Annotated in this window: 24 protein-coding genes, 1 tRNA gene and 1 pseudogene; 12 read left to right on the top strand and 14 right to left on the bottom strand. The window is 54.3% G+C overall.

Features of this window, described 5'->3' with window-relative positions:
• Positions 1-62 precede the first annotated feature (62 nt).
• From pgeF to lgt, 3 genes and pseudogenes are all read right to left on the bottom strand, one after another.
• Positions 63-815 (bottom strand): peptidoglycan editing factor PgeF, encoded by a 753-nt coding sequence (pgeF, locus tag ACZ1HF_RS08605; protein WP_472657101.1) that lies wholly within the window; start codon positions 813-815, stop codon positions 63-65.
• On the bottom strand, positions 812-1,873 hold the full coding sequence (locus ACZ1HF_RS08600) for a class I SAM-dependent methyltransferase (RefSeq protein ID WP_472657100.1): 1,062 nt from the start codon (positions 1,871-1,873) through the stop codon (positions 812-814). Before ACZ1HF_RS08600 ends, pgeF begins: the two co-directional genes overlap by 4 nt.
• Positions 1,870-2,756 (bottom strand): annotated as a pseudogene (gene lgt, locus ACZ1HF_RS08595) (prolipoprotein diacylglyceryl transferase). The gene ACZ1HF_RS08600 and the pseudogene lgt overlap by 4 nt, the downstream one beginning before the upstream one ends.
• Before the next feature lie 95 nt (positions 2,757-2,851).
• On the opposite strand from lgt, the gene ACZ1HF_RS08590 reads away from it, so the two are divergent.
• From ACZ1HF_RS08590 to ACZ1HF_RS08570, 5 genes are all read left to right on the top strand, one after another.
• Positions 2,852-3,142, top strand: coding sequence for an accessory factor UbiK family protein (locus ACZ1HF_RS08590; protein ID WP_472657099.1), 291 nt, complete (start codon positions 2,852-2,854; stop codon positions 3,140-3,142).
• A 97-nt stretch (positions 3,143-3,239) separates the two neighbouring features.
• On the top strand, positions 3,240-4,028 hold the full coding sequence (locus ACZ1HF_RS08585) for a transporter substrate-binding domain-containing protein (protein WP_472657098.1): 789 nt from the start codon (positions 3,240-3,242) through the stop codon (positions 4,026-4,028).
• A 45-nt stretch (positions 4,029-4,073) separates the two neighbouring features.
• On the top strand, positions 4,074-4,868 hold the full coding sequence (locus tag ACZ1HF_RS08580; protein WP_472659010.1) for an amino acid ABC transporter permease: 795 nt from the start codon (positions 4,074-4,076) through the stop codon (positions 4,866-4,868).
• Between the two features lie 114 nt (positions 4,869-4,982).
• Positions 4,983-6,995, top strand: coding sequence for a M3 family metallopeptidase (locus tag ACZ1HF_RS08575; RefSeq protein ID WP_472657097.1), 2,013 nt, complete (start codon positions 4,983-4,985; stop codon positions 6,993-6,995).
• A complete protein-coding gene (locus ACZ1HF_RS08570; protein WP_472657096.1) occupies positions 6,995-7,831 on the top strand; it encodes an inositol monophosphatase family protein in 837 nt (278 codons plus the stop codon). Before ACZ1HF_RS08575 ends, ACZ1HF_RS08570 begins: the two co-directional genes overlap by 1 nt.
• 26 nt (positions 7,832-7,857) lie before the next feature.
• Here ACZ1HF_RS08570 and ACZ1HF_RS08565 read toward each other — a convergent pair whose 3' ends face one another.
• A complete protein-coding gene (locus ACZ1HF_RS08565; protein WP_472657095.1) occupies positions 7,858-8,352 on the bottom strand; it encodes an SH3 domain-containing protein in 495 nt (164 codons plus the stop codon).
• 112 nt (positions 8,353-8,464) lie between these two features.
• Here ACZ1HF_RS08565 and ACZ1HF_RS08560 point away from each other — a divergent pair, with 112 nt between their 5' ends.
• Positions 8,465-9,451, top strand: a complete 987-nt coding sequence (locus ACZ1HF_RS08560; protein WP_472657094.1) for a 2-hydroxyacid dehydrogenase — start codon at positions 8,465-8,467, stop codon at positions 9,449-9,451.
• Between the two features lie 67 nt (positions 9,452-9,518).
• Here ACZ1HF_RS08560 and ACZ1HF_RS08555 read toward each other — a convergent pair whose 3' ends face one another.
• Positions 9,519-10,142 carry a hypothetical protein gene (locus ACZ1HF_RS08555; protein ID WP_472657093.1) on the bottom strand — a complete coding sequence of 208 codons (624 nt, stop codon included), beginning with the start codon at positions 10,140-10,142 and terminating at the stop codon, positions 9,519-9,521.
• 310 nt (positions 10,143-10,452) lie between these two features.
• On the opposite strand from ACZ1HF_RS08555, the gene ACZ1HF_RS08550 reads away from it, so the two are divergent.
• Together ACZ1HF_RS08550 and ACZ1HF_RS08545 are read left to right on the top strand one after the other, a co-directional pair.
• Positions 10,453-10,932, top strand: coding sequence for a hypothetical protein (locus ACZ1HF_RS08550; RefSeq protein ID WP_472657092.1), 480 nt, complete (start codon positions 10,453-10,455; stop codon positions 10,930-10,932).
• A gap of 281 nt (positions 10,933-11,213) precedes the next feature.
• A complete protein-coding gene (locus ACZ1HF_RS08545) occupies positions 11,214-12,242 on the top strand; it encodes an IS110 family RNA-guided transposase (protein WP_472657091.1) in 1,029 nt (342 codons plus the stop codon).
• A 323-nt stretch (positions 12,243-12,565) separates the two neighbouring features.
• On the opposite strand, the gene ACZ1HF_RS08540 is transcribed toward ACZ1HF_RS08545, so the two are convergent.
• The 3 genes from ACZ1HF_RS08540 to ACZ1HF_RS08530 form a co-directional block, all read right to left on the bottom strand.
• Positions 12,566-13,930 carry a TolC family outer membrane protein gene (locus tag ACZ1HF_RS08540; protein WP_472657090.1) on the bottom strand — a complete coding sequence of 455 codons (1,365 nt, stop codon included), beginning with the start codon at positions 13,928-13,930 and terminating at the stop codon, positions 12,566-12,568.
• 25 nt (positions 13,931-13,955) lie between these two features.
• Entirely contained in the window at positions 13,956-14,609 is a 654-nt protein-coding gene (locus ACZ1HF_RS08535) for a protein-L-isoaspartate O-methyltransferase family protein (RefSeq protein ID WP_472657089.1), read from the bottom strand.
• Positions 14,610-14,717: 108 nt separating this feature from the next.
• Positions 14,718-16,169 carry a cobyric acid synthase gene (locus ACZ1HF_RS08530; RefSeq protein WP_472657088.1) on the bottom strand — a complete coding sequence of 484 codons (1,452 nt, stop codon included), beginning with the start codon at positions 16,167-16,169 and terminating at the stop codon, positions 14,718-14,720.
• A gap of 52 nt (positions 16,170-16,221) precedes the next feature.
• Between ACZ1HF_RS08530 and ACZ1HF_RS08525 the strand changes: the two genes are divergently transcribed.
• Positions 16,222-16,794 carry a cobalamin biosynthesis protein CobQ gene (locus ACZ1HF_RS08525; RefSeq protein WP_472657087.1) on the top strand — a complete coding sequence of 191 codons (573 nt, stop codon included), beginning with the start codon at positions 16,222-16,224 and terminating at the stop codon, positions 16,792-16,794.
• 30 nt (positions 16,795-16,824) lie between these two features.
• Here the strand turns inward: ACZ1HF_RS08525 and ACZ1HF_RS08520 are convergent, their stop codons facing one another.
• Positions 16,825-17,280, bottom strand: coding sequence for an Lrp/AsnC family transcriptional regulator (locus tag ACZ1HF_RS08520; protein ID WP_472657086.1), 456 nt, complete (start codon positions 17,278-17,280; stop codon positions 16,825-16,827).
• Positions 17,281-17,400: 120 nt separating this feature from the next.
• Between ACZ1HF_RS08520 and putA the strand changes: the two genes are divergently transcribed.
• Both putA and ACZ1HF_RS08510 read left to right on the top strand, forming a co-directional pair.
• Positions 17,401-20,784 (top strand): bifunctional proline dehydrogenase/L-glutamate gamma-semialdehyde dehydrogenase PutA, encoded by a 3,384-nt coding sequence (putA, locus tag ACZ1HF_RS08515; protein WP_472657085.1) that lies wholly within the window; start codon positions 17,401-17,403, stop codon positions 20,782-20,784.
• Positions 20,785-20,826: 42 nt separating this feature from the next.
• The gene (locus ACZ1HF_RS08510; RefSeq protein ID WP_472659009.1) at positions 20,827-21,567 is read left to right on the top strand and encodes a rhomboid family intramembrane serine protease; all 741 of its coding nucleotides are present in this window, start codon (positions 20,827-20,829) and stop codon (positions 21,565-21,567) included.
• Positions 21,568-21,604: 37 nt separating this feature from the next.
• Here ACZ1HF_RS08510 and efp read toward each other — a convergent pair whose 3' ends face one another.
• Positions 21,605-22,168, bottom strand: coding sequence for an elongation factor P (gene efp / locus ACZ1HF_RS08505; RefSeq protein ID WP_472657084.1), 564 nt, complete (start codon positions 22,166-22,168; stop codon positions 21,605-21,607).
• A gap of 206 nt (positions 22,169-22,374) precedes the next feature.
• Here efp and ACZ1HF_RS08500 point away from each other — a divergent pair, with 206 nt between their 5' ends.
• Complete coding sequence (locus ACZ1HF_RS08500; protein WP_472657083.1) at positions 22,375-22,689, top strand: DUF6280 family protein; 315 nt, start codon at positions 22,375-22,377, stop codon at positions 22,687-22,689.
• A 50-nt stretch (positions 22,690-22,739) separates the two neighbouring features.
• Here ACZ1HF_RS08500 and ACZ1HF_RS08495 read toward each other — a convergent pair whose 3' ends face one another.
• From ACZ1HF_RS08495 to metG, 4 genes are all read right to left on the bottom strand, one after another.
• Positions 22,740-23,108 (bottom strand): VOC family protein, encoded by a 369-nt coding sequence (locus ACZ1HF_RS08495; protein ID WP_472657082.1) that lies wholly within the window; start codon positions 23,106-23,108, stop codon positions 22,740-22,742.
• 37 nt (positions 23,109-23,145) lie between these two features.
• Positions 23,146-23,231 (bottom strand) — tRNA-Leu (locus ACZ1HF_RS08490).
• 41 nt (positions 23,232-23,272) lie between these two features.
• On the bottom strand, positions 23,273-23,821 hold the full coding sequence (locus ACZ1HF_RS08485) for a tetratricopeptide repeat protein (RefSeq protein WP_472657081.1): 549 nt from the start codon (positions 23,819-23,821) through the stop codon (positions 23,273-23,275).
• 52 nt (positions 23,822-23,873) lie between these two features.
• Positions 23,874-25,583: a methionine--tRNA ligase gene (gene metG / locus ACZ1HF_RS08480; protein ID WP_472657080.1), complete on the bottom strand. Its 1,710-nt coding sequence runs from the start codon at positions 25,581-25,583 to the stop codon at positions 23,874-23,876.
• Positions 25,584-25,600: the final 17 nt, after the last annotated feature.

Below are 25,600 nucleotides of genomic sequence, written 5' to 3'. Positions count from 1 at the left end.
AAGGCAAGAATGCGACGCTGCTTGCCGCTTCATTGTCACGAAGTAGAAAACAGACGATGGAATCAAAGTCGGATTGTTGAAATCAACCGCCCGTAATCAGCCTCTTTTTCATGGACAGACCGGCGGTAGGAAAAGAAGCGGTCCGGGTCCGAATAGGTGCAATGTCTGATCCATTCCGCATTGACGCCGGCGTTACGCAAGCGATGTATGCCATAGCCGGGCAGATCGAATTGCATCTTGTCCCCGGTGCCATTCGCAAAAAAACGGGTATTGTCGGGGTCTTCGTCCATGAAGCGGTCGAAATATTCGGGGCCTATTTCGTAAGCACGCTGGCTGATTGCAGGGCCAATAACGGCGGTGATCCGATCCCGTGCCGCGCCAAGCGCGATCATCGCATCGATCGTTTCTTCCAGAACGCCTGCCATGGCCCCTGACCATCCCGCATGGGCGGCACCAATCACGCCTGCTTTTGCGTCAGCGAACAGAACCGGCTGGCAATCTGCGCTGAGCACCCCAAGTGCTATGCCGGGTGTGGCACTGACCATTGCATCAGCCTTATGCTGTTTTGTCAGAGGCGCCGTAACCGTTACCACATCTGGCGAATGCACCTGATGCAATGTGACAAGCATATCCGGGTCTATCTGCATTGCTTCGGCGACCCGGGTACGGTTGGTCGCCACAGCCTCGCGCTGATCGGAGGACCCGAACCCGCAATTCAGCCCCTTAAACACCCCTGACGATGCGCCGCCTTTGCGGGTGAAAAACCCGTGGCGTAAGGGGGACAGGCTGTCGGCGGTCAGTATTTCCAATGTCATAGATCAAATCCCAGTGGCGCATTTGCCCCCTTTGGGAACAGGGCAATCGCTTTGAACAGGCTCCCCATTTCTTGCGGGTGGGTCAAGCGCCGATGTGCTGCTATGTGGGTTTCCAGCGTCTCTGCAGTCAGCTTTTTTGCCAAAGCCTGCGCGCGAGCGGTAATACCGAGACGTTCCAGCAAAACCCCTTGTGGGGTCATCGCAGTCGTGGCGCAATGGGGCGCGGCTGCCAGCGCTAGTGCTTCAAAATCCACATGAGCCGTCAGGTCTGCGTCCCCCGGTGTGGCAAGAGGATCGACCGGTTCATGGGATTTGAGAGCTTGAAACGTATCGCCACGCGAACGCCAGTCGCCGTAATCAACGAAAATCGCGGCCCCGCTATGGGTTTGGATATGGGTTGCGATGTGGCTCACGATAGGGGCTGAGGCAGTGCAAATCTCGACTACATCGCCTGAATGCGTATCCTCAAGTCGGTGCGCAAGAGCGTCTATGGAAGTAGGTTTCGTCAAGCCAAAGCCGAGCTGATCGTCATCAACCCCAATGCGCCGTTCAGACCAACCTTGCGGTCTGCGCACGAACTGGCGGATGGGCAGGGCATCGAAGAACTCATTTGCAATTAGAAACAACGGCCCGGGGGGCAGATCGGTGACATGGTCATGCCATGTAACGTCATGACCTTTCAGAGTATCTTGTTGGATGCCGCGCAAGGTCGCGCTGGCTTCAACCAGATGGATGCTGGGCGCAAATCCCGGTATTTTGGCGGTGGCGCGCAGTATATCGCGCATCAAGCTGCCGCGACCGGGTCCAAGTTCGGCAAGGTGAAAGCGGGCAGGGCTACCTTGATCCATCCATGCCTGTGCGATGCATAGCCCCAGAACTTCACCAAACATCTGACTGATCTCGGGTGCTGTGATAAAATCTCCCGCGATACCGAATGGATCACGGGTGGCATAATAGCCGTGTTTCGGGTGCAGCAGGCATGTGGTCATGTAGGTGGCCAAGCTGATTGGCCCATCCGCCTGAATTTGTCGGATCAGGATGTCCGCCAGCGCAGTCATATCCTGCGGCGGGCCATGACAACAAAGATCAACCCAAGCAATATCATTGGTAGGGACAGAATTTGCCCCATTGTCAGGCCTGTGTTGCCAAATTGCAGGGCGTAGCCTAGCAGATTGCTTTCTGACACAAACTGCGCGTCGGGTTGGCGAAAGAATTCGACGATAAACCGCGAAAGCCCGTAACCTGCAAGGAAAACCCCGATCATCGCACCGGGTGCTTTTAGTCCACCACTCCGAAAGGCAAGCCACAGCAGGACCGCGCCCAGCAACAGCCCCTCTAACCCAGCTTCATAAAGTTGCGAGGGATGACGGGTGCAAATACCTTCGACATCCGGACAGTTTTGCGCAGCAGAGCCGGGGAAAGCCACGGCCCAGGGCACATCTGTAGGACGCCCCCACAGTTCTGCATTGATGAAATTTGCAATACGCCCCAGAAACAGCCCCGGCGGTGCAGAGATGGCAACAGCATCACCAACGCTCGCGATAGACAGCCCGTTTCGGTAGCAATAGATGGCGGTGGCAAGTATCACCCCCAGAAGCCCACCATGAAAAGACATACCACCTTCCCACACCTGAAGGATTTCAGAAGGATTGGCAAAATAATAGGCGGGTTGGTAGAACAGGACGAAGCCAAGCCGCCCCCCAGAATAACGCCGATAATGATCCACGTCAGCAGATCTTCAGGCTGCTCCGGTGTCATGGCAGGGCTGTCATCGCGCCACAGGCGCGGACGCTTGACCATGGCCACCACAAGCCGCCATGCGATGATCAACCCGGCAATATACGCCAGCGCATACCAGCGCAGGGCAAGATGGAAACCGCCTATATCAAAGGCAAAAATCTCGGGATCGATATCGGGAAAGGGCAAGGCAAATACTGTCATGGCGCTTTCGTGCGTGTCCCCCTGCGACGAAGTCAACCTTGAGGTTGGGCTTATGTCTCCCCATATAGTCATCATGAACAAGAATTGAGGATGCCATGCAGACCCGTAATAAATTTTTCGACGATATGTCTCAGCTGATGACAAATGCCATGGGCGTAGCTCAGGGTGCCAAGACAGAGGCCGAGACGGCGATGAAAAGCCTGATGGATCGTTGGCTGGCAGACCGTGATTTCGTGACGCGCGATGAATTTGATGCGGTGCGTGCAATGGCCCAGAAGGCCCGCGAAGAAAATGAAGCGCTCAAAGCCAGATTGGATGCGCTTGAAACGAAAAAACCTGCCGCTAAAAAACCGACAGCCAAGAAGGCAGCGCCCAAGAAAAGCTGACCTTTCGAAAATGGTGTGGCGTGGCATGTTGTACGCCTTGCCAAGACCTGCGGGCACCCCATAGTCTTGAGCATATCAAGACGGGAGTCTCAACCTCATGAAACATTTAGCTGCCGCAGTGCTTTGCGCTGTTTTCGCAACCTCTGCTTCTGCTGACGGGCACTTGCCCGACCTTGCAGGTAAGGATGTGGTGATTGTCACAGAAAACGCATATCCGCCGCTCCAATTCATTGAACCCGGAACAGGAAATGCGATCGGCTGGGAATATGACGCCATTACCGAGATTGCTGCGCGCATAAATATCAATGTGACTTATGAGAATATTAGCTGGGACGCGATGATCCCTGCCGTCAGTGATGGTCAATATGACATGGGTATGACTGGCATCACGATTCGTGATGACCGGAAAGAGCAAGTGGATTTTTCTGATGCCTATATGCGCTCGGAAATGGTAATGATGGTGCGCGGCGATGAGGATCGATTCACGGATGCTGCCTCTTTTGCTGCCAATGACGATCTTCTGATGGCAGCGCAGCCCGGCACGACACCGTTTTATGTTGGCGTTTATGATGTGCTCGATGGGGATGAAGCCAATCCGCGCATCGTGAAGTTTGAAACCTTCGGTGCAGGCGTCGCTGCGTTGCGTGCGGGTGATGTTGATCTTGTCCTGACCGATGGTACGGCGGGCAATGGCTATGTCTCTGCCTCGGACGGGGCATTGAAAATCGTCGGCGAAAAGTTGGGAACCGAGGATTTCGGATTTATCTTCCCGAAAGGTTCGGACCTTGTGGAGCCGATGAATGCAGCTATTGCGGATATGAAGGCGGATGGCACTTTGGATGCGCTGAACAAGAAGTGGTTTCTGGATTACAAACTTGGTGGATAGGCCCAACCGTTTGGCTGGCATATTCATGCGTCATAGTATCGGATGATGGGCCCATCCCGCCCTGATGAGGATTTTCCCTATTGGCTGGTTTTGCTGGCGGGGATCGGGCTGTGGCTTGGCTACCGGGTTGTGGCGGATGATCTGTATACGCAGGTTTTAGGAACGCTGAGCAAAGGTATCCGCATCACCGTTCTTGTGACACTGATCGGATTTACCCTAGCCTCGCTAACCGGGCTTGGGCTGGCTATGATGAGCCTGTCGCGCAGTATCGTTCTGCGCCAAATTGCGCGGTTCTATATCGAAGTTGTGCGCGGCATTCCGATCATCGTTCTATTGCTCTATGTTGCCTTCGTTCTGGCGCCGGGGTTGGTCATGCTGATCAATTGGGGGCTTGAGCCGCTCAACTTTGATCTTGTTAGAACCCGTGACTTCCCGCTGCTCTGGCGCGCTGTGCTGGCGCTTGCCATCGGCTACTCGGCTTTCATTGCCGAAGTATTTCGTGCCGGGCTGCAATCGGTAGATAAAGGACAGATCGAGGCTGCTAAAGCCTTGGGTCTCAACCGGTTGCACAGGTTTCGCTTCATTGTCTTCCCCCAGGCAATCCGCACGATCCTGCCACCTTTGGGCAATGATTTCGTCGCGATGGTGAAGGATAGCAGCCTTGTCTCGGTCTTGGGGGTCAGCGATATCACACAGCTTGGCAAGGTCACGGCGGCGGGAAATTTTCGCTATTTCGAGACTTATAATATTGTCGCGCTGATCTATCTGACGCTTACCGTGACCTTGTCCCTGATGCTCAGACGATTAGAGACTAAAATCCGCCAAGGGCCCTATGATTAAGCGGTGTTTTCCGCGTTCATCGGGTATTACGCCCACGGTTGCGTAAACCTGACTGGCACATTGCGATGCATCCTCTTAGGGTCGAGACAATCCAAAAACAGGAGATGCGCCACCATGACTAATCCGCTTCTGACCGACTGGACAACACCATTTGAATTGCCGCCATTCGACATGATCTCGGATGATGATTTCGCGCCGGGGCTTGAGCAGGCCCTGACGCTTGCACGTGCGGAACTTGCCACGATAACGACCAACCCGGATGCGCCGACATTTACCAATACGATTGAGGCGCTGGAATTGATGGGGGACAAACTGAACAAGGTTTTGTCGCCCTTCTACACACTGGCTGCGGTCGACAGCACCCCAAAGCGGGAAGCGTTGCAGCGCGAATTTTCCCCGAAACTGGCTGCCTGGGGATCAGAGGTTATGATGAACCGCGCGTTGTTCGAACGTGTCGAAGCACTGTATCAGGCGCGCGATACATTGGACCTAACCGCCGAACAGTTGCGCGTGCTGTATCTGAGCCGCCGCAATTTTGTCCGGGCCGGGGCGCAGTTGGAAGGTGGTGCGTATGAACGGTTGAAACAGGTCAAGGAACGCCTTGCGGTGTTGGGAACCGAGTTCACCCAGAACCTTCTGGCTGATGAACGGGATTGGTTCATGGAATTGTCTCAGGATGATCTGGAAGGCTTGCCGGATTTTTTAAAAGCAACTGCCAAGGCGGCGGCTGCGGAAAAAGGGGTTGAAGGTCATGTGCTGACCTTGTCCCGCTCGCTGATTGTGCCGTTCCTGCAATTCTCGCCCCGTCGCGATCTGCGGGAAGTGGCCTACGAGGCGTGGGTTGCTCGTGGGGCCAATGGCGGCAAGACGGATAACCGTGAAATTGCTGCCGAGATTCTGGCGTTGCGACATGAACGGGCGCAGCTTCTGGGCTATGAAAATTTCGCGGCCTACAAGCTGGAAACCGAGATGGCGAAAACGCCTGACGCTGTACGCAAACTGTTGATGGATGTCTGGGGGCCAGCCAAGACGCAGGCAGAAGCGGATGCGGCGATCCTGACCGAGATGATGCATGGTGACGGCGTAAACGGCGATCTGGAAGCCTGGGATTGGCGCTATTACTCCGAGAAACGCCGGGCGGTGGAACATGATCTGGATGAAGCGGCTTTGAAGCCGTACCTGCAGCTTGAGAATATGATTGAGGCGGCGTTTGATTGTTCCAGCCGCTTGTTCGGGCTCAACTTCAAACCGCTTGAAGTGCCGTTGCACCATCCAGACGCAAAGGCTTGGGACGTCACGCGTGATGGACAGCATGTCGCGGTTTTTATCGGCGACTATTTTGCGCGCTCCGGCAAACGGTCCGGTGCGTGGTGTTCGGCCTTCAGGTCACAACAAAAGCTCAAGGGCGATATTCGCCCTCATGTAATTAATGTGTGCAATTTCGCCAAGGGCGAGCCTGCGCTGTTGTCTTATGATGACGCGCGCACTTTGTTCCACGAATTTGGCCATGCCCTGCATCAGATGCTCAGCAATGTGACCTATGAATCGATTTCGGGGACGTCAGTTGCCCGTGATTTCGTGGAATTGCCCAGCCAGCTATATGAGCACTGGCTTGAAGTGCCGGAAGTTTTGCAGAAACATGCGCGTCATGCGGACACGGGCGCGCCCATGCCTGAGGCACTGCTTAAACAGATGCTTAAGGCCGCCAATTACGATCAGGGTTTTGCGACTGTCGAATATGTAGCCTCGGCATTGGTCGATCTGGCTTTCCATGACGGTCCAGCGCCCACGGATCCGATGGCCAAACAGGCTGACGTCTTGGACAGTATAGGTATGCCACACGCTATTCGGATGCGCCATGCGACGCCTCATTTTGCCCATGTCTTTGCAGGGGACGGATATTCGTCGGGTTATTACAGCTATATGTGGTCCGAGGTTATGGATGCAGATGCTTTTGAAGCGTTTGAAGAGGCGGGTGGCGCCTTTGATCCTGACATGGCGGCTAAGCTGGAGCAGTTTATCCTGTCAACAGGCGGGTCTCAGGAGGCCGACGCGCTTTACATGGCTTTCCGTGGTAAGATGCCGGGGGTCGAGGCGTTGTTGAAAGGCCGGGGGCTTGCTGCCTGATGGCGGTCAGCAAGGCTGAAGCAGAGGCATTGATCGAGGCAGTGCGCGGGGTAGCGCGGACCGAGATATTGCCATCATTCCGACGGCTTGGCGCGGATCAGATCAATACGAAATCTGCCCCTGATGATCTTGTCACGGACGCCGATCGCGCAGCAGAGCACGCCCTGACTGAAGCCACCCAACAGATCATGCCGGATGCGGCCATTGTCGGGGAGGAAGCTGTTGCCGCAGATCCTGCCGTTCTGAAGCGAATTGGCCAAGGCGGGCGTGTGGTAATCATAGACCCTATTGACGGCACTTGGAATTATGCCAATGGGGTTGCCAGTTTCGGCGTTATTCTGGCGGTGGTCGAGGATGATGAGACGGTTTTCGGGCTGCTCTATGACCCAAGCCATGACGACTGGATCATGGCCCATGCGGGACAGGGTGCGTGGTTCTGCGCACCGGGGCGGGCGGATGTAAGGCTGTCGGTTGGCGCATCGCCAAGTGAGCTTGAGCAATGTTTTGGGTTCGTCGGGATGTATCTTTATTCCAAACCCGATCAGGTCCAGATCGCTGAAACGTTACCGCAGTTCCGCCGCACGATGTCTTTGCGGTGTTCCTGCCACGAATACCGTTTGCTCACCGAAGGCCGCGCAGATTTCTGTCTGAACGGAATGCTGAACCCGTGGGACCATGCGGCAGGCGTATTATGCCTGCGTGAAGCAGGGGGCGTGGCCCGTCTGCTGGTGGACGGATCGGAGTATACCCCAACGATGACAGAAGGTCTGCTTCTGACCGCTGCGTCTGAAGCGTTGTGGGAGGTTTTGGCGGATACCTACAGATTTCTGAAGTGAGACAGATGTCTTGGAGTTGGGCCGTACTAATCCCGCACTTCGCCGGGTGCGACGCCCCACAGCGCTGTTTTGCTGATCCAGCCTTTTGCGCCATCGGCTGTCACCCAGCACCATTCGGCATCACATTCCCCCAACCGGGCGATCACACCTGCTTCGCTATGGGCATTGACGGGCGCGTCAGGGGTGGGTTTGGATAAAAATGGGGCCATGTCCTGTTCAATCAGCACAGTGCGCACACCGGATAACAAGGTGTAATGAACCCAGCCGCCAGCACCGTCGCGGTCTACCACGCGTCGCCAATGGCCGTATTCGGCCACGATCTGCAAGGGCATGCTGCGATGCTTGAACACCCAGTCGATACGGTGGCTCAGGCTGGGGCCGCGCCGCACATTACCCTCGGCTGCTTTCAGGGACACGTAACGAGGCAGAGGCAGGTTTGTCACCGGGCCACGCTCTGCCGCAATGGTCGGGGCACAGGCCAAACACGCGATCAGAGCCGCGATAATCGTACTTTGTCTCATGTGCCGTCCTGCTCTGACTGCCATTTTGCCTTTTCAGGGCTTTTGTGTCTTGCCCCTTTGTGTTTGATCTTGTCACTATAGGTCACAGATTTCCATAACAGGATTTCCAAATATGCCAAACCAGAAGCTGAGTGTTGTCGTGACGCGACGGTTGCCCGAAGTCGTCGAGACACGGATGAGCGAGCTGTTTAACGTCCAGTTGCGCGAGGATGATAGCCCGATGTCCGGCCCCGAGCTGGTACAGGCCGTGCGCGAGGCCGAGGTTCTGGTGCCAACACTCAGCGATCAGATTGATGCGGGCCTTCTGGGGCAGGCGGGTGAGCAGCTGAAGTTGATCGCCAATTATGGCGCCGGGGTAGATCATATTGATGTCCAGACGGCCCGCCAGCGGGGTATTCTGGTGTCAAACACGCCGGGCGTGCTGACCGAAGACACTGCCGATATGACACTGGCGCTGATCCTGGCGGTAACGCGCCGCATCCCGGAAGGGTTGGCGCTGATGCAGTCGGGTGCGTGGGAAGGGTGGTCGCCAACAGCGCTGTTGGGCGGTCGCATTGCCGGGCGACGTCTGGGCATTCTGGGAATGGGTCGGATTGGGCAGGCCGTTGCCCGCCGTGCGCGGGTTTTCGGAATGCAGATTCACTATCACAACCGTAAGCGGGTTCATGCCGGAATAGAGGAAGAATTAGAGGCCACCTATTGGGACAGCCTTGATCAAATGATCGCACGGATGGATGTCGTGTCGGTCAACTGTCCGCATACGCCGTCCACGTATCACCTGATGAATGCACGGCGTTTGAAGCTGATGAAGCCATCAGCGGTGATCGTGAATACCTCGCGCGGCGAAGTGATTGACGAGAATGCGCTGACCCGCATGCTGCGCGCGGGCGAGCTTGCCGGTGCTGGACTGGACGTGTTCGAGCATGGCACGCAGGTGAATCCCCGTTTGCGGGAACTCCCCAATGTGGTGCTGCTGCCCCATATGGGCTCTGCCACCGAGGAAGGTCGGGTTGAGATGGGCGAGAAGGTTCTGTTGAATATCAAGACCTTCGACGACGGCCACAGGCCGCCCGATCAGGTTGTGCCAGGGATGTTGTAAGCGGCGGCGGCTCTGCGTTGCGGATTACCGATAATCGGTGAAAGTGATCGTCGTTCAGGTCGTCAGCCTAATCAAACTCACGGCTCATCATAACGCGGTGAATTTCGCGGCGGACCAGTTTGCGCACGTTGCGGGTCACGCGTTCGCCCAAAGCGCCGGTGAGTTCTTCGCGGACAATTTCAGCGACCATATCGCGCAGAAGCTCTTCATCGACAACGCTACCATCGAGATCCGCAAGGTCAAAATCGTCGAAATCATCAGCCCCTTCGTTTGCGCTATTTGGCTTTGCCTGTTTCATCTTCGCGCTTTTGTCCAAGTCCGCGTCATCCACGTAGAATACCTCATCTTCATAATACTCGTCTTCAGGCGGTTCTAAGCGCCCATTAATGTTTGCCTCGGTTTCCTGAACATCGCCTTCGGACGTCGCCGACAGATGCAGCCGATGCGTATTCTCACTGCTTTTTTCGATTCCGGATAAAATGGATTGTACATCCGCGGTTTTTTTCGGCGCGTCATAATCTGTGTCTTTGACGCGTAGAGCCGTTGTTAACATCAGAGCATCTTTCGATGATGCATCGATATCGTTCGTTGAGTCCTGCCCCTGCTTTGATGGCGGCGCAGTATCGGCTACAAGCCGTTTGACAGAGGACAGCACATCCTCGTCACTTACGTTTGTCACTGGATCAGACATAGCTACCCTCGTTTAGACTCTACGACGATAGCGTCCATGTGGCCCTATGGCAACGAGTCGTTCAGGCTCTCAGATGTGGTACAAGAAACCGATCCATCAAATGCCAGAACTGAATATCTAGTTTGTGCGTCTCTCATGGGCGCCCTAGACCTGACCGTTGTAGAATGGAAATTTCAACCGATTTATTTCCAATTTTGACGAGATAAAAAAGCATTTTCTGTATGTACCTTCAGACACTATGCCCCTAAATGGGAAAACACCAATTTATAAGAGAGATTGAACACACATGTGGATCAGGTCCATTTTTCTGATGATATTGGCGACATCAAGTGCCGCAGATGACCTTGGTACTTGGCAGGTCTTTCAGACGCGCTGTTTAACTCCGGTCGAAAATAATCGTGCTTCTGATATTTCGAGCCTGACAATCACTGACTCTTTTCAGGACGAAGATGTTACTGTGAAGCACTACGAAATACCCAGCTTCGATGGCTATCTTGAAATACTGCAGACCGACAGCGAAGGAATATTTTGCAACGTATTCGGACCCATCGATCAAGTAGGACAACAGCAACTATTTGACGAATGGTATGAAACAGAAAAAGAGTTAGGGCGCATTGAAAACATCGGTTTCCTATTCAATTTAGGGCTATGGACTAAGGGCAGAAGCGGCTTCCTGTGGAATGCGGATAATGGAAAAAGAGCCCTCGTGGTTTGGTCTCCTGACACGGAACAAGAAAGAAAAGGTCGGACCAGCGAGTTTCTGGGTTTCTCTGTCAGTTTAATGGACTAGGAGTTGTTGATGTTTCACAAATTTCAAGAGTTTTGCTTCAACGTAGCAAACAGGGGAGAGCAGCCTTGGCTCGTCGTGTGCTAACCGATGCCCAATGGGCGATCATCGCACCTTTTTGCCTTGGCAAATAGACCAACCCCGGACAAACTGACGTAGATTGCGCCGGGTTTTGGTTATGAGATGCTGTAACGGGCCCTGCGTCACGCACCGCCGTTGCCACTTGTCAGATCAGCGCCGCGCTGCCGTCATTCCCGTATTGAAACCATATGGAGGATGACAAGATGAGATTGTTTGTTGGATTGGATGTATCGCTGGACAAAACCACGATCTGCGTGATCAGCGAGCATGGTGAGATAATCAGAGAGGCTGAGGCCGCGAGTGAACCGGAAGTTTTGTCGCGTTGGCTGTACGAACTGGACGGGCGCATTGCAGTGGTTGGCCTGGAAGCTGGGCCTTTGTCGCAATGGCTGCATCGTGGTCTGATGGAGGAGGGCTTGGATGCTGTACTGATGGAAACGCGCCAGGTGAAGGGCGCTTTGAAGGCCATGCCGATCAAGACGGATCGACGCGATGCCGAAGGGATCGCTCGACTTCTTCATCTCGGTTGGTTCCGTCCGGTTCACTGCAAATCTGTCTCTGCTCAGGAAACTCGCGCTGTACTCGGCGCTCGGAAAGCCATTCAACAGAATATGATCGCCTTGGAAATGTCTCTGAGAGGGCTGCTCCGGAACTTCGGCCTCAAGGTCGGCGCGATCTCTCGCGGTCGGTTCGAGATCCGGATCCGGGAATTGGCAGATGGCAATCCGATGCTGGAAACCGCTACAGCACCAATGCTACGTGCCAGGGAAACCCTGCGACAGGAGCTTGCGACCCTTGAGAAGCACGTGCGCCAGTTTGCTCAAGACGATCCAGTTTGCCGCCGTCTGATGACGATTCCTGGGGTCGGTGCGGTCGTGGCACTGACCTTCCGCGCAGCCGTAGATGATCCGACGCGCTTTCGGTCTTCGAAGAGGATCGGTCCCTGGGTCGGCCTGACGCCTTCGCGCAATCAGTCTGGTGAGCGGGATGTGTCCGGCGGCATCACGAAGGCTGGGGATGTCAATCTGCGGCGAGCACTGTGCCAGGCTGCGACCGTCATGATGAACCGTGGCCGGTCGACATGGCTGAGAACATGGGGAGCCCAACTTGCGCAGCGGCGTGGTCGGAAAATTGCGATGGTCGCCCTCGCGCGCCGCATTGCTGTCATTCTCCATCGGATCTGGATCGATGGCTCTGTGTTCCAACCAGATACAGCGCCGAAAATGATCTGATCTCCAGCCCAGAACCGTTGCCTGTTTAATCGCAAGCTTTCGAGGTCCCGCAGGGACGTGGTTCCGATAATGCCGTGGTCAGGACCGTCGCTGACATCGTCAAGCACGCCTATGAGATGGGCACATCGGAATTACATCGAACCAGCATCATGTTGGCAGCCGTCGCGCTGACCACGAACCGAAGCATGTACCCAAAGGACCTCAGCCAAAGGCTATGTGAGAAAGCAGGGCGGACACGACGACCCAAAAGCACCGCTCTGGCGGATCACTCTGTTTGCGCGAAATCTCTTGACAGAAGTGGTCCCGTTACCGAAGTCCTGACCCTAATTGTCAGAATAGCGCTTTAGAATTCGGTCAAGCTTTTTGCCTTGGGGGGTAATAGGTACAGGGGCAGACTTCACGGCATTATAATAGTCGGAAGGATCGTACCGTTCGACTGGCAGATTAAGGTTATCTGCTGTCAGAAGTCCCATGGCCGCCAGAAGGCTATAGGCGGCTGAATAAACCTGTGTTTCAAACACAATGCGGTTGGTACGGGCATCCAGAAGTGCCTGTTCCGCATCAAGCACATCCAGAGTTGTGCGGGCCCCGAGTTTTGCCTCTTCACGCACACCATCAAACGCAATTTGTGCGGCCCTGATTTGACGCTCACTGGCTTGTACCTGAGCGTTCGCGACGGATAGCTGAGACCAGCTATCGCCAACATTCTGGCGCACAGTCAGGGCTGTTTGGTTGAGATTTGCACGGGACGCGTGAACCTGCGCTCTGGCCTGACGCGTCAACGCGCTGAGTTGACCACCCTGATAGATCGGCACATTCAATTGCAACCCGATTGAACTGTTATTGTCGAGCCTGTCAGAATGACCAATACGACCCTCCACAGACAGGTTGGGGCGCGTGCTGGCTTTTGTTGCTGCCGCCGCAAGTTCATTCGCTGTTATCTGATGCTGTGCTTGCTGAATGAGAGGGTTCGTGCGCACCCCTACATTACGCGCCTTTTCGACACTCGACGGAAGTTCAGGCAGGGACCGGATGGCCTGCAAGTTGTTTGGGGCCACGCCTACAGTCGCGACATACAATTCCCGTGAAATCGCAAGATCACCTTGCGCTGCAGACAATGCGCCACGGGCCTCTGCCAGTCGGGCTTCCGCCTGAGCAACATCCGTCCGGGTCACTTCGCCAACTTCGAACCGATCACGGGCAGCGCGCAGTTCCTGTGTAATCAGGCGCAAATTGTTCTCGCGCAGCGAAACCACACGCGAGTCGCGCAAGATAGACAGATAAGCGTTTACAGCATCAAAAAGAACTTGTTGCTCCTGACTAACCAGCGCGGCGCGACCAGCCAGAACTGCTTCCTTGGCGGCCTCGATATTGAAACGTGTCCGACCGCCATCCAAGAGCAATACCCTTGCAATAAGGTCAACCGTCGAGCTCAGGCTATCTGTCAATGGCGTTGGATCTGTATGGGTCACACTGGCTTGCGCGCTTATCTGCGGGCGCAAAGCAGATAGAGCGATCGCAACATCTTCATCGGTGGAGCGCAACAGGGCACGGTTTTGTTCCAAAAGATTGCTATTGTTATAAGCCGCGACCAAGGCATCGCGCAGGCTGTCCGCATGACCGGGTACGGTTAGCGCACAAGCTATAAAAACACCCTGTAATGTTTTGAAAAACCCTCTACTCAGCATTTTTACCCCACCTTGATAAGTGCTACTATAGACTAAAGCCTTTGTCTTTTCCAAACCCTGGAAGAAGTGGTGCGTTGGCATTGAAAGCCATACGCCAGCTTATCTGCCCGTCAATCTTATAACCAATCCGGACGGTGCCCAACGCACCATTTGCGAAAATGGTCCCGATGCGCCCACTATCTTTGAGCTGGTCCAGAAGGTTTTGCGGAATTTGCTCGACTGAGCCTTGCAAGATGATCACATCATAAGGCCCGTGTTTGGCGGCACCTTCGCTCAGCACGCCTTCAATGACAGCGACATTGTCGATGCCTTGTTCGGTCAAGGCCGTCTCGGCCTTAACTGCCATATCATGGTCTTCTTCAACCGCGATAACAGCATCACACATCCGGGCGATAACAGCGCTGGAATAGCCCAGACCACAACCAATATCCAAGACAAGCTCATCTTGCGTAATGTTCAATGCATCAAGCATCTTGGCTAGGGTGCGTGGCTCAAGCATTATGCGCCCACCACCAAGATCAACATTTTCCTCCGCATAAGCGACACCGCGTTTTGTTTCCGGCACGAATGCCTCGCGTTTGATGGTCAACATCGCATCAATGATAGGAAATTTCGTAACATCAGACGGTCTGATCTGTGTGTCGACCATCATTGTTCTGTTTGCGGTAAAATCAATCATACTAAACTCATCAGTCTAGTTTCCATTCCCCTCCGTTTGCCACAGAAACAAAAGCGCTACAACTCACCATCTGCGAAGTCGTTGTGATAGTTGCAATTTGATCTGAGCTTATATCTCATAGCCAAGGTTAAGTAGCAGGTCTGTATCAAGATGAGTGCTTAAATGATCTGCCAGATCGTCCAGAGTGTTTTCAACTGTTTCGTCATAGCGCAGATCGCCAGCGTTTTGGCCAAGTTCTGCCAGATACGCATGACGCAGACCGTCTGACGCAAAAAGCCCGTGCAGATAGCATCCTTTGATGCGACCATTGGCCGAGGTCGCACCCGCTGGGTGATCTGCAACCGTCAGCCAGGGCCGGGCGCAATCCGGGCCAGTTGTTTGACCGATGTGGATCTCATAGCCGGTAAGCGCCGCACCTGATGCGATATGGTTGCCCGAAACTTCGGCCAGACGTTTCTGAGGGTGCATTGTTGTTGTAATATCTAGCAAACCCAGACCGGACACAGTTCCACTGGTGCCTTCTATTCCGTCCGGGTCATTTATCGCGCGGCCCAGCATCTGATAGCCGCCACAAACTCCAAGCACGTGCCCACCCCGGCGGACATGGGCGAACAGGTCAATGTCCCAGCCTTGGGCACGGAAAAACTGTAGATCACCAATCGTGGATTTCGACCCCGGTATCAGGATCAGCGCCGCATCAGTGGGAAGGGGGCGACCGGGCTCTATCATTTCGACCGTGACGCCGGGTTCTTGTGACAAGGGATCAAGATCATCGAAATTTGCAATGCGCGCCAGTTTCGGAACTGCGATTTTTAATGATCCACCGGGGGTGGAGCTTACGTCCATCACATCTTCTGCGGGTAATTTCCACGCATGCTCAAACCACGGCAGCACGCCAAGCGAAGGCCAACCCGTGCGGGTCATGATCTCTTCAAGCCCCTCATCAAACAGCGTTGGATCACCGCGAAACTTGTTAATCAGAAAAGCCACTATCCGATCTCTGTCCTCTACAGGCAGCACTGCGTGCGTGCCGACCAATTGCGCAATGACACCGCCCCGGTCAATGTCACCGACCAGAACAACGGGGGCGTTAATCGCTTCGGCGAAGCCCATATTGGCGATATCGCCTGCGCGCAAATTGATCTCGGCCGGACTACCGGCCCCTTCAATGATCACCAGATCAGCGTCATTCGACAGTCGGCGAAAGCTTTCGACAGCTTTACCAAGAAGCGTTGGCTTCACCTTTGAATATTCGCGCGCTTTGAGCGTAGCAAACCGTTCCCCCTGCACAATAACCTGCGCGCCAATATCTGTTTCGGGTTTCAGCAGAACCGGGTTCATGTCAATCATAGGGGCGACACCGCAAGCCTTGGCTTGCAAAGCCTGCGCGCGCCCGATTTCGCCCCCATCTGCGGTCACAGCGGCATTGTTTGACATATTCTGCGGCTTGAACGGACGCACGATCAGACCCTGTTGCGTAAACAGACGGCAGAGCCCGGCCACCACCATGGATTTTCCCACATTGGACCCGGCCCCTTGGATCATGATTGCTTTGGTCATGCAGGCTCCTTTAGGGTTTGGGTGACGTGGTTTGGCGAGGAAGTAAAGAGCGATGAACACAGGGGCACACCTGATCCTTGGGGCAGCGGTCTTTGCCAAGCCGGATGCACCGCGTGTGACAGCGGCAGCGCTGCTTGGGGCATTCGCGCCGGACGCGTCGCTCTACCTTATGGCGGGATGGCATTTGTTAGTGCTTGGCACCTCGGAAATTATCGTCTTTCGGGATCTGTATTTCTCGGATGCGTGGATGCGGGTGTTTCGCGTTGATAATTCTTTCCTATTATGGGGCGCATGGTTTACGGTGGCTCTGCTGTTCAGAAGTCAGTGGGCGATTGCCTTGACCGGCGCTGCCTTGTTGCACCTTTTGTTCGATTTTCCGTTGCACCATGATGATGGCCGCCCGCATTTCTGGCCCCTGTCGGATTGGATATATCAAAGCCCGGTAAGTTATTGGGACAGCCGACATTATGGCAATATTATTGGCCCGCTGGAGCTGACCTTCAGCCTTGTTTTGCTGGCCATACTCTGGCGCAGGTTTCAGGGCCTTTGGGCCAAGCTTGCTATCGGGGCAGGGGTGTTGCTGCAATTGGCCCCGTTGATTGTGTGGGCGCTGGTGTTCAGGTGAGACAGCCAGAACAGGCACAAAACCCAGACTTTAAAACGACCCCTCCTTGACGGCCTCCATGACCACATGGGTTGAAGTATGGGCGACGTTGGGCATGTTGGATATCTTCTCACCCAGCACCTTGCGATAAGCGCGCATGTCGGAGGCGCGAATTTTCAGCAGGTAGTCGTAATTTCCCGCAATCATGTGGCATTGCTCAATTTCCTGAATTTTCAAGGCAGCAGCGTTGAAGGCGGCCAGTGCCGCCTCGCGCGTATCGTCCAGTTTGACCTCTACAAAAGCGATGTGGGCCAGCCCCAGTTTTACCGGGTCCAACTGTGCCGTGTAGCCGGTGATATAGCCTGTTGCTTCCAGACGTTTCAGCCGTGCCTGCGTCGGGGATTTTGACAGATTGATCTTATCCGCCAGTTCTGTAACTGTGATCCGCCCATTGGCCGAAACTTCCCGCAAGATTGCGGTATCGAACTGGTCTAGCTCCTCAATCATTTTACCTTCCGCTTCAACATTTTTTAAGATATTTTCCTGCGATATTGGCATGATCAGAAAAATAATAACACCATACATGCTATAATGCTTCTCAAATGATCTTTTGAGAGCTTTAATTTCATGCTTCATGACCCTATCTCTGATCTTCGAGCGAAGATCCGCGCTCACACCTTGCCTGACGAAAGGGCAATAGTGGCTGACTTGATTCGTCAGGCTGGGCTATCACCCGAAGACATCGCACGTATTTCCGCTAAGGCTACACAGCTTGTGAAAGATATCCGTGCCAGTGCAAAGCCGGGTCTTATGGAGGCGTTTCTGGGCGAATATGGTCTCAGCACCGATGAAGGCGTGGCGCTGATGTGTCTGGCCGAGGCACTGCTGCGTGTGCCGGATGCGGATACGATGGATGCGCTGATCGAAGACAAGATTGCGCCATCCGACTGGGGCAAGCATCTGGGGCAGTCTGCGTCGCCTTTGGTAAATGCCTCTACTTGGGGATTGATGCTGACAGGCAAGGTTCTGGACGATGACCGCCCCGGCATCGCAGGGCATCTTGGCGCGATGATCAAACGTCTGGGGGAACCGGTCATTCGTGCAGCCGTCGCCCGTGCAATGAAGGAAATGGGCCGTCAGTTCGTATTGGGCGAAACCATTCAGGCCGCGATAGAGCGTGCCAAGACACTTGAGGGGCAGGGCTACACCTATTCTTATGATATGTTGGGGGAGGCCGCGATTACAGATGCGGATGCGCTGATCTATCTGGAAGCCTATCATGAGGCTATCGCCGCCGTAGCACAGGCTGCCAAAAGCAAAGACATCCGGGAAAACCCTGGTATCTCGGTCAAGCTATCTGCGCTCTACCCGCGCTACGAATGTCCGCAGAAAGACGCTGTAATGGATGTTCTGGTGCCGCGCCTATCTGTACTTGTCCGGGCAGCGGCGCGGGCGGGTGTCGGGTTGAATATAGACGCTGAGGAAGCTGATCGTCTGGACGTGTCGCTAGATGTGATTGAGGCCGCGTTGAACGATCCGGCCTTAGCAGGTTGGGACGGGTTTGGGGTTGTTGTGCAGGCCTATGGTCCGCGTGCAGGGTTTGTGATTGACTGGCTCTATGATCTGGCAGAGCGGCTTGACCGCCGCATTATGGTGCGGTTGGTCAAGGGTGCGTATTGGGATACCGAAGTCAAACGCGCGCAGGTTATGGGGTTATCCGGTTTCCCGGTCTTCACCCGCAAGGCAGCAACGGATGTGTCCTATATTGCCAATGCACGCAAACTGCTTGGGATGACTGACCGGATTTACCCGCAATTCGCCACTCACAACGCGCATACGGTAGCCGCTATTCTGGATATGGCGGAAGACATAACCTCGTTTGAATTCCAACGCTTGCATGGCATGGGGGAACGTCTGCATGACCTGGTGCTTGACGCGCATAAGACCCGTTGCCGCATCTATGCCCCCGTGGGGGCACATCGTGACCTTTTGGCGTATCTTGTACGTCGGTTGCTAGAGAACGGGGCGAACAGCTCCTTCGTCAACCAGATCGTGGATGAAGATGTTCCGCCCGAAGACGTCGCGGCCAGCCCTTTCGAGGCTTTAGATGGCGCAGAATTTCCTGCGATTACGCCTCCAGCGCAGATATTTCCGGGGCGGCAAAACTCTGCGGGTTGGGACTGGACCGATCCGGTGGATTGTCAACGCATAGATAAGGCGCGCGAGCCATTTGAAACCGTACAGTTCACCGCAGCGCCGATGCTTGTGCCAGATGTGCCTGACGTGCCTGATGTGGTTGACGGACAGGGCATCGTTGTCTCTTCGCCGTCTGATCCGAAGGACAGAGTTGGAACCGTGCTGGCTGCAACCCCACAGAACGTGCTGGACGCCATCTCTGCGGCGCAATCATGGAATGCTGATATCAAAACCCGCGCGGCAATCTTGCGTAAGGCGGCTGATCTCTACGGGCAAAATGCAGGTCAGATATTTGCCATTCTCGCAAGAGAGGCTGGGAAGACCATTCTCGACGCCATAGGGGAATTGCGCGAAGCCGTGGACTTTTTACGCTACTATGCAGACGAAGCTGTGCATCTGACGACGCCGGCGCGCGGTCGGTTTGTTTGCATTTCCCCTTGGAACTTCCCGCTGGCGATTTTCACCGGTCAGGTTGCAGCGGCTTTGGCGGCTGGCAATGCTGTCCTTGCCAAACCTGCTGAACAGACCCCATTGATTGCAGGCTTTGCAGTCAGGCTGCTTTACGAAGCTGGGATACCGCAAGCCGCCCTGCAACTACTGCCCGGCGGTGGAGATATTGGCGCTGCCTTGACGCGCGACCCGCAGATAGATGGCGTCTGCTTTACCGGTTCGACGTTAACGGCGCAGCGTATTCATAAATCATTGGCAGAGGAGGGCAACCCGCACGCTGTCCTGATTGCCGAAACTGGTGGCCTCAACGCGATGATCGTCGATAGCACAGCGCTGCCTGAGCAAGTGGTGCGCGATATCGTGGCCAGCGCTTTTCAGTCGGCTGGGCAAAGATGCTCGGCCTTGCGATGCCTTTATGTACAGGAAGATATTGCCGACGATCTGACACATATGCTGATGGGTGCGATGGATGCCTTGCGTGTCGGCGCGCCGTGGCGTGGGGCGACAGATGTGGGGCCGATCATCGACGGCCCCGCGCAGGAAAAGATTGCAAACCACATCGAAAACGCTCGTGCTGAGGGTCGCGTTCTGCACCAGATCAAAACCCCTGAAACAGGTACATATATTGCACCAACGCTGATACGTGTGGATGGCATTGAGGATCTGGAAGAAGAAATTTTCGGCCCGGTTTTGCATATCGCGACCTACAAAGCCGCTGATCTGGATCGCGTGATCAATGCGATCAACAACACTGGCTACGGTTTGACTTTCGGTCTGCACAGCCGCATCGATGACCGTGTGCAGCAGGTCATAGACCGTATTCATGCGGGCAATATCTATGTGAATCGTAACCAGATTGGCGCAGTTGTCGGCGCGCAACCCTTCGGCGGGGAGGGTCTGTCCGGCACAGGCCCCAAGGCAGGCGGGCCACATTATCTGTCGAAATTCACGCGAGCCCAAAGCCCAGTACATTCCATTGTGTTTGGCACTGAAAACATGCCCGGTCCAACGGGCGAGGCGAACCGGTTGACCCTTCTTCCCCGAAAACCAATGCTCTGTTTTGGCCCGGGTGTTGAGGCGCAAATGAAGTCCGTACAGGACGCCGGGGGACAGGCCGAGGATGCAAGTCATCTTACCTTCTCGGACCTTGCGGCCCGTGATGATTTTAGCGCTGTTCTGTGGTGGGGCGATCAGGACAAAGCGCGCGCCCTCAGAAAACAGCTGGCCAATCGTGCCGGTGCCATATTACCTTTGCTTTCTGGCCCGCCCGGCACCGCAGACTTGGTGACTGAGCGTCATGTTTGCATCGATACGACCGCATCCGGCGGTAATGCGGCTTTACTGGCCGAGGTCTCGGGTATGTAACTTTGCTTGACCGATCCACCTGGATCGGTCAGCTTCGCGCCCATGTTTCCAATCCGCGATCACAATCCATCGACCCGCACACCCTACATTACCTATGCGTTGATTGCGATTAATGTCGTTGTGTTTATCAGTTACTGGCCATTATTCAGCGATGAAGTTGCAATTGCCGGGTTTTTCGATGACTGGGCGATGATCCCGTCTGAAGTGATGCAGGGCGGGGAAAGTCACACGTTACTGACCTCGATATTCCTACATGCAAGCATCATGCACTTACTGGGCAATATGCTTTTTCTTTGGATATTTGGCGATAATATGGAAGATCAAATGGGCCATCTTGGCTTTTTGGCCTTCTATCTGGCTTCAGGTATTGGCGCGGATATTTGTCAGCTTATGGCGGATCCAAATTCTGACATTCCGACTGTTGGTGCGTCAGGTGCAATCGCTGGCGTGATGGGGGGGTATCTGCTTTTATACCCCAAAGCACGCGTGGATATAATTTTTATCTTCATCGTGTTCTTTAAAATTTTCCCGATCCCGGCGTGGGTGATGTTGATTTTCTGGTTAGGTTTGCAGCTTCTAAACGGTGTTCTGTCTGACCCGAACACAGGCGGGGTCGCTTATTGGGCCCATGCTGGCGGGTTTGTTTTAGGGCTGTTGCTGGCCATTCCGATCTGGCTGAAACTTGGCGCGACAGAATTCTGGCACCGCACACATGGCCACCCGCCGCATCCGGATGCTGTCTATGATCGCAGCTCAATCCCGACGGTCACACGCAGGAAGTGATGTGGCTGAACGGTTCAGCCCGACCTTGAACCTCGATTTATGCGCGCTCTGAATATTCCATTGTCTCGGTGTTGACGATGATATCCTCATCCTGACCAACAAAAGGCGGCACCATCACTTTGATACCATTGTCCAGCAGGGCCGGCTTGAAGCTGTTGGCTGCCGTCTGACCTTTGACCACAGGTTCTGTCTCGATAACCTTACACGTCACTTTTTGCGGTAAAGTGGCATTGAGCGCTTCGCTTTCGTGATATTCGATCACGACAGTCATGCCATCTTGCAGGAATGGGCGACGCTCTCCAAGAATATCTGCAGGCAGTTCGATCTGATCATAAGTCTGGGTATCCATAAAGGTGAGCATACCGTCAGATTCGTATAGAAACTGCTGATCTTTCTGTTCCAGCCGGACCTTATCTACCTTGTCGGCGGACCGGAAGCGTTCGTTCAACTTCGAACCATTGCGCAGGTTCTTCATCTCGACCTGAGCAAATGCGCCGCCTTTGCCCGGCTTTACATGGTCAACCTTGACCGCGACCCACAGGCCACCATTATGTTCCAGAACATTGCCTGGACGGATTTCGTTCCCGTTGATCTTAACCATTGTGGCATTTCCTTGACGAAAGCTTGATAATGAATTGGACAAACCTATATCTTGGCAACAATACGCAGGCAAGACGGCTATATACAGTGATAAGGTATGCATTTATTGCATGGGTGCCATTCCAAATTTGCAATGACGAATCGTAAACTTTCATCCATATTGTGCCTCACGCCAAATATGCAAGACCAATAATAAAAGGAAGCGAAATGGCTGCTGATTTCGTAGATGGTACGGCCTTCAATTTCGAACAGGGACAACGCTCACGCAAACTATTTGCTGCTGTTGTACTGGCTGCATTGGATGATGCCATTGCAGATGACAAGAAATATGGAAACGGCCCGGAACAGATCGCCCGTTGGGCGCGGTCTCGTGATGGCCGGGAAGTGTTAAGCTGTGCTGGCATCGACCCGAATGAACGGGTTGTAACCGGATTGATGAATTTTGTTGGAAATGGCGTTCGGACGTCCGTGGCGCTGTCGCGCGAAGAAAGCGAGCGCCGTTCACAGGCCGAAGCCGCCTGACATTAGATTATATCTTCTATGAAGAGCGCGTCTCAACTGAGGCGCGTTTTTTATTTGGCTCTGCGAAATGTGCGACTTGAAACTGATATGGAATTTTTGGCAGGGTCTTTTGCATTAGCAAACATGTAGCCATCTGCCTGATGCAATGGTCCGAATTCCAGCCCCTTGGCGCGACATTTTTCACAAAATGCTGAGACATCGGAAACATCGAAAACCAGTTTAACCAGACTTTGCCCGGCCTTCTGACCTTTACCTGTGGGGTGCAACATGAGGGTCATGCCGCCTACTGGGTGACGCAGCTCAATAATGCGATCTTTGTCAGATCGGTGAATTTCATAGCCGAAATAGGTTTGATAGAACTCTGCTACCTGCTCAATATCTTTCACATAAAGTAGAACACGGCCCAAAACGGCTGTCATTGCCTCAGCTTCCTTGCATCAAATATCGATATCAAAGTGGTACCCGCGGCCGGACTTGAACCGGCACGACCGTTAGGTCCAGGGATTTTAAGTCCCATGTGTCTACCATTCCACCACGCGGGCATGACGTTTACCTTAACCTGCCGTGATCGCGGGGAAAAGGGTCAGAGATCGGTTTCAGGACCAGTTTGTTGCGGTTCCAGTCGATTTCTTTCCGGCAACCACGGGTTAAGCTTCAATGCAGCGCGTAATGCGGACTGCCCTTCGTCGTTTCGGCCCAGCTGGATCAGTGCCAGGGCGCGCCCAACGGCGGCGCCGATATGATCTGGGGTGCGTTCCAAAGCATTGTCCAGATCAATAAGTGCTGTCTCATAGTCCTGTCGGATGAAGTTGACGAAAGCGCGCTGATTATAGCCTTCGGCGTAGTGGGGGCAGTAGTCGATCAGAGCGTCGAAATCCTCGATCGCGCCTTTGAAGTCGTAAGATGCACGCCGTTCCATCCCGCGTTGCAAAATCTCTTGGGCGGTCTCGTCAGGCGCTGTTGCCCATACTTCCCAAAGTTCATTTGTCAAAAGCCGTGCTGTGACTTCATCCGGGGCTTGCGCAACCTGTTCCATCAGCTCGACATGACGTTCTGAGCGTTCTTGCACAGGCGGGCACTCCGCCAGCAAGGCCGTGGGTGCAAGGATCAGGACCGGGATCACACGTATCATAACCCCAAACCTGCCATGTCCTGCGTATAGGTCAAGTCACGAGGATGTGGGGTCAGTCCCTGACGCCTGAAAACCTCTGTTGCCAGTCTTCACGATCCTCATCACTGATTTTGGCGAACAGCACCTCTGGCACAGTAAAACTGTGACCCGCAGGCAAGGCGTTCAGCGCAGCAGAAATATCTGTTGGCCAATCCGTGTTACTGGTATTCATTGCACGCAGTATAGTCGCGGATGCACCGGGAATGAATGGGGCCGACAGCACTGCGTAAAGCCGGATCAGGTTCAGCCCCAGCCGAACATGGGCGGCGGCAGTTTCGGGGTCATCCTTAAACACCGTCCACGGGGCCGCAGATTGCAGATATTCATTGCCCGCAACCCATATCGCGCGCAGGGCAGCGGATGCTTTGCGGACTTCCATCTTGTCCATGAACTGCTCATAGCTGCGGATATCTTTGTCAAGGCTTTCGATCAGCGCTTGTTCCGCCGCGCCGTAGGCACCACCTTCAGGCACCACCTCACCGAATTTCGACCGGCAGAATTTAGTGACGCGCGAGACAAAGTTTCCAAGCACATCCGCCAGATCTTTGTTGACCGAGACTTGGAAGTTCTCCCATGTGAACTCACTGTCGGAACTTTCAGGCGCATGGCTCAGCAACCACCAACGCCAGTAATCGGCCGGTAATATCTCCAAAGCCTGATCCATGAACACGCCGCGCCCCTGAGAGGTGCTGAACTGTCCGCCATCGTAGTTCAGGTAGTTGAACGATTTGATATAATCGACCAGCTTCCATGGCTCGTCTGATCCCATAATTGTTGCGGGGAAAGACAGTGTATGGAACGGTACATTGTCTTTGCCCATGAACTGCACGTAACGCACGTCATCAGCGCCTTTGTCGGTACGCCACCAGCGTTCCCAATCGCCACCGGTTTTATCGGCCCATTCTTTGGTGGCTGCAATGTATTCAATTGGGGCGTCGAACCAGACATAAAATACTTTGCCCTGCATCCCGGGCCAGTCCTCTGTGCCTTTCTTGACCGGTATGCCCCAGTCAAGATCACGGGTAATACCGCGATCCTGCAGGCCATCGCCATCATGGAGCCATTTCTTGGCAATCGATGTGGTCAGGATCGGCCAATCGGTTTTGCTATTGATCCACGCGTCCAACTGATCTTTCAGCTGGGATTGGCGCAGATAAAGATGCTTGGTTTCGCGGACTTCCAGGTCGCTTGATCCGGATATGGCACTGCGCGGGTCAATCAGGTCAGTCGGGTCAAGCTGCTTGGTGCAATTCTCGCACTGATCACCACGGGCCTTGTCATAACCGCAGTTGGGGCAGGTGCCTTCGATATAGCGATCCGGTAGAAATCGGCCATCGGCGTTGGAATAAACCTGCTTTTCATTAACCTCTTCGATCAACCCCGCATCCGCCAGACGGCCAGCAAAATGCTGGGTCAGCGCATGGTTTTGCGGGCTGGAGGATCGCCCGAAATGATCAAAGCTCAACTGGAATCCGTCTGCAATTGCAGACTGAACTTCGTGCATTTCTTCGCAATATACTGCCACTGGTTTGCCTGCCTTGGCGGCTGCAAGCTCGGCGGGGGTGCCGTGTTCATCTGTGGCACAGATGAACATCACCTCATGACCACGTGCGCGGCAATAACGGGCATAAAGATCGGCGGGCAGTTGACTACCTACCAAGTTGCCCAAATGCTTGATCCCATTAATATAAGGAATAGCTGAAGTTATCAGAATACGCGCCATGGGTAAGGTCCTTCAAA

This window comes from Litoreibacter sp. GN1-5 (genome assembly GCF_055693805.1).
This window is presented reverse-complemented; position numbering and strand designations above follow the sequence as displayed.